The organism is Klebsiella sp. C283, assembly GCF_048822555.1.
In the GTDB taxonomy this organism is placed as follows: Bacteria; Pseudomonadota; Gammaproteobacteria; order Enterobacterales; family Enterobacteriaceae; genus Klebsiella; species Klebsiella quasipneumoniae.
In genome coordinates, this window is record NZ_JBMEZS010000045.1 from 1 (window position 1) to 3,328 (window position 3,328).

Genomic DNA, 3,328 nt, shown 5'->3' on the forward strand with positions numbered 1-3,328 from the left:
GTCCGGTCGTCGAGCCACACTCCGCTAACCGCGAAAAGACGCGGTAAGCTCCGCCGAACCCGCTACGCGGTTTCGGGCCTGGCGGCTAGTGTCTGATGTCTGAAGTCAAGGTCAACGGCAGCGCTTGCTGCGACCGTTCCGGCCGCGCCGCTTTCACCGTGCCGGCGATAAAGCTGCCGGCACTCTGCAGGGCAACGCCGTTTCGCGCCCGCGCTCTTCGTCGTTGCGGCGGGTGCCTGCTCCTTTCCCCTGGTCGTATCACCCGTTTGAGTCCATTCGCCGGGGCTGAGACAAGCACAGTCGCCATCATCCGTCCAGGGTAAATGGCACGCGGTAAACCGCGCCCTGGACAGCTGCCGTCGCCCGTGCTCGTTTATGCCCTTGCGGCGAACGGCTCTCAAACGGGTGAAGTTAATACCAGGGGGCAGGTTCAGCAGGTCCCCGCACAAAGTCAAAACCGCGGCCCCGGCAACTCAACGGGTGATGTTCTTTAAAAATCAGGAAAAAGAAAAATGCAGGATCCTTCATTGCGAACGTATCGGATCGCATTTCTGGGAAGCAATGCCAGCGGCAATCTGCCGATGTTTACCCGGGTGCAGGCCACGACCGGAAAACGGGCGATAAAAGCGTTTATTGAACGCTGTGAACCCGTCAAAGGCTGGTTTCTGGGCGCACCGGAAGACATTACCGATCAGGTTCAGAAGGAGGAAGAAGAGGCGGGAAGCAAACCGCAGGTATGAAAAAAGCAGGGTAAACCCTGCTTCTCCCACGCCGTAAAAATCGCACGAACGGTTTTTCCGGCTTCGTTAACTACCATAAGGAGTCAACTTTATGATCGTTTCTATTTTTTCACCTTCCGCAGGCGCTGTAAAGCCCCGTCGTCATTCGCGCATTCTGCGCGCAGATATCACCGCACCGGAGATTGATCCCGCTCTCAGAGCTTTCGGGCGTCATATCGCCAGAAGTCACCGCAAAGGGCGCGGTGTCCACATCCCCGCGATGAAAAATACCGCCCTCGGGCAGGTACTCCGCACGCTGGAACTGAAACGCGCATTTAACTGATGAGGTGAGCCGCCCCGCGAGGGGCGGCAACTGCAGGAAGGAGAAAACACAATGACACCGACTACCGCACAGATCATGACGGAAAATACCGTCAGCCAGACTTACCGGGCAACCTATTCACCCGATGATAATAAATTGCGACTTTACGCATCATTACGGCTCGATGAAGAAACGTATTCCCTGATCAACAAAGCAGGATTTCGCTGGGCGCCCAAACAGAAACTCTTTGTGGCGCCAGCCTGGACGCCGGGGCGGGAGGATGTCCTGCTTTCGCTCGCCGGTGATATCGAGGACGAGGACAGCACCCTGTTTGATCGCCAGGAGCAGCGCGCCGGGCGGTTCAGTGACTACAGTGACCGGCGGGCGGTTGAATCGGAGCAGGCGCTTGCGCATGTTGATTCGCTGGCATCGGCTGTCCCGCTGGGACAGCCGATCCTGGTAGGCCACCACAGCGAGCGCCGCGCGCGCCGGCATGCGCAGAAAATTGAGAGCGGCATGAAACGTGCCGTGATGCTGTTCGAGCGTGCGGAATACTGGGAACAGCGCGCGCAGGCCTCTCTGCGGCACGCAAAATACAAGGAGCGTCCGGATGTGCGTTACCGCCGTATCAAAAAAATCGAGGCGGAATGACGCAAGTCCCAAAAGCACATTGCCCGGTCTGAAAAGCATATGACGATGTGGCGTGCGCAGACGCTCGATCTGAAAATGGCGTTACTGGTCAGTAATTATGATCATATTCATGCCTGCTTTACGCTCGACAAATACCCCCGCCCGGCAGAGAAAAGCCAGTATGAGGGCTCGATGTCTCTCCATTCTGCCCTGTCGGAGGAGATCATTACTTTTGAACAGGCGCGTGATATTGCGATCCGCTGTCATGAGCGCACGATTAACCACCAACAGCGCTGGGTTAATCATTACCAGAACCGCCTGGCCTACGAACGCGCGATGCTCAATGAAAACGGTGGCGTTGTCACCCGAACACAGGAATTTGAACCAGGCGGGCAGGTACTGAGCCGGGGAGAATGGTTAACCATTCTCCGGGTTAACCGGAGTAAGGGGGAGGTGAGTTCAGTCGAAACGCCCGGTTATCGCTTTCTGGGCTACAGCGGCACGATGAAACTCACGCCCGACCGTATCACGGACTACAAAGCCCCGACAGCGGAGGAAGCCAGCGACGCGAAGAAAGCGGCGAAGCGCCCACCGATCGTCAATTATCCGGGGGAAGGGTTCCGGGAAATGACAAAAGCCGAGTGGGCGAAATTACCCGCTGATTATAAAGGCGTGCGGGGTGCTGCAGAAACCGAAACACACGGCGCCTACCGCTTCCGCCGGTGCATGACGCACGGTTGTACGCTCGTGAATGTGTATATCACAGACATGAAAACCGTTGAAATTCCGAAAAAATAGCAGGAAGGCTCCCCGGCATCTTGCCGGGGAGGTCAGGGAGTACATTCATGCATCATGACCTTAAACACCGTATTCAGGCGATGCGGGTCAAACTGGAAGGGCGCGCCCCTGTCGCTGAAATTCAGGGTAGCTCGCAACTTTTTGTCACCCCCTCCCCGGAATGTCGCCGGCTGGTTGAGCTGGCTGATGTCCGGGAAACCGATCGCATTCTGGAACCCAGTGCCGGAACGGGCGCCATACTGCAGGCGATCAGGGATGCAGTCCCCCGGGCGAAGTGTGACGCCGTGGAGCTGCACGCCGGGTTAGCCCGTCACCTGCAGGCGCATTTCCCGGAGGTCCGGATCTGGTGCGGAGATTTTCTCGAATATCATCCGGAGCGCCGGTATACACGAATTATCATGAATCCGCCGTTTAATCGCGGTGATGATATCCGGCATATCCGGCGGGCATTAACTCTGCTTGAGCCTGGCGGGATTCTGACGGGCATATGTCTGGACGGGCCGCGTCAGCAAAAGGCGCTGGAGTCCCTGGCGGACGTCTGGGAGCCGTTGCCACGGGGAACATTCACGTATACCCAGGTAGCGACCGCCATTCTCAGAATAACCGTCTGATGACACGTTAAGCCGGCGGGGCACCTGTCCCCGTCTGGCCGCGCCTCGAAAGACCGCGCGCCTGCGGCGCCGGGAAAACCGGGCCGCGCTGACGCGCCGCCCGCATTTCCTTTTCGCGTCTTCCCTGTTTGCTGCCTGCTGTTTGCCTGCTTCCTCTTCTTCTCCCTGCTGTGATGCCTCTTTTTAAACCTTAAAGGCTTTAAAAGCACACCCGCACTGGACACCTTCGGCTCCCGGCCAGCTGCGCT

Annotated in this window: 3 protein-coding genes and 1 pseudogene; all 4 read left to right on the forward strand. The window is 57.8% G+C overall.

Going from position 1 to position 3,328, the window contains the following annotated elements; all coding sequences use genetic code 11:
* The first annotated feature begins 512 nt into the window (after positions 1-512).
* The 4 genes and pseudogenes from ACOI7Z_RS26930 (at position 513) to ACOI7Z_RS26945 (ending at position 3,080) form a co-directional block, all read left to right on the forward strand.
* On the forward strand, positions 513-740 hold the full coding sequence (locus ACOI7Z_RS26930) for a hypothetical protein (protein WP_004182050.1): 228 nt from the start codon (positions 513-515) through the stop codon (positions 738-740).
* Positions 741-831: 91 nt separating this feature from the next.
* Positions 832-1,062: a hypothetical protein gene (locus tag ACOI7Z_RS26935; protein ID WP_001568051.1), complete on the forward strand. Its 231-nt coding sequence runs from the start codon at positions 832-834 to the stop codon at positions 1,060-1,062.
* A gap of 51 nt (positions 1,063-1,113) precedes the next feature.
* Positions 1,114-2,469, forward strand: a pseudogene (locus tag ACOI7Z_RS26940) (DUF3560 domain-containing protein).
* A 47-nt stretch (positions 2,470-2,516) separates the two neighbouring features.
* Positions 2,517-3,080, forward strand: a complete 564-nt coding sequence (locus tag ACOI7Z_RS26945) for a methyltransferase (RefSeq protein ID WP_013609525.1) — start codon at positions 2,517-2,519, stop codon at positions 3,078-3,080.
* Positions 3,081-3,328 lie beyond the last annotated feature (248 nt).

What these genes read in the sequence shown, in the direction of transcription:
- ACOI7Z_RS26935 (WP_001568051.1), top strand. Translation starts at nt 832, where the DNA reads ATGATCGTTTCTATTTTTTCACCTTCCGCAGGCGCTGTAAAGCCCCGT.
- ACOI7Z_RS26930 (WP_004182050.1), top strand. Translation starts at nt 513, where the DNA reads ATGCAGGATCCTTCATTGCGAACGTATCGGATCGCATTTCTGGGAAGC.
- ACOI7Z_RS26945 (WP_013609525.1), top strand. Translation starts at nt 2,517, where the DNA reads ATGCATCATGACCTTAAACACCGTATTCAGGCGATGCGGGTCAAACTG.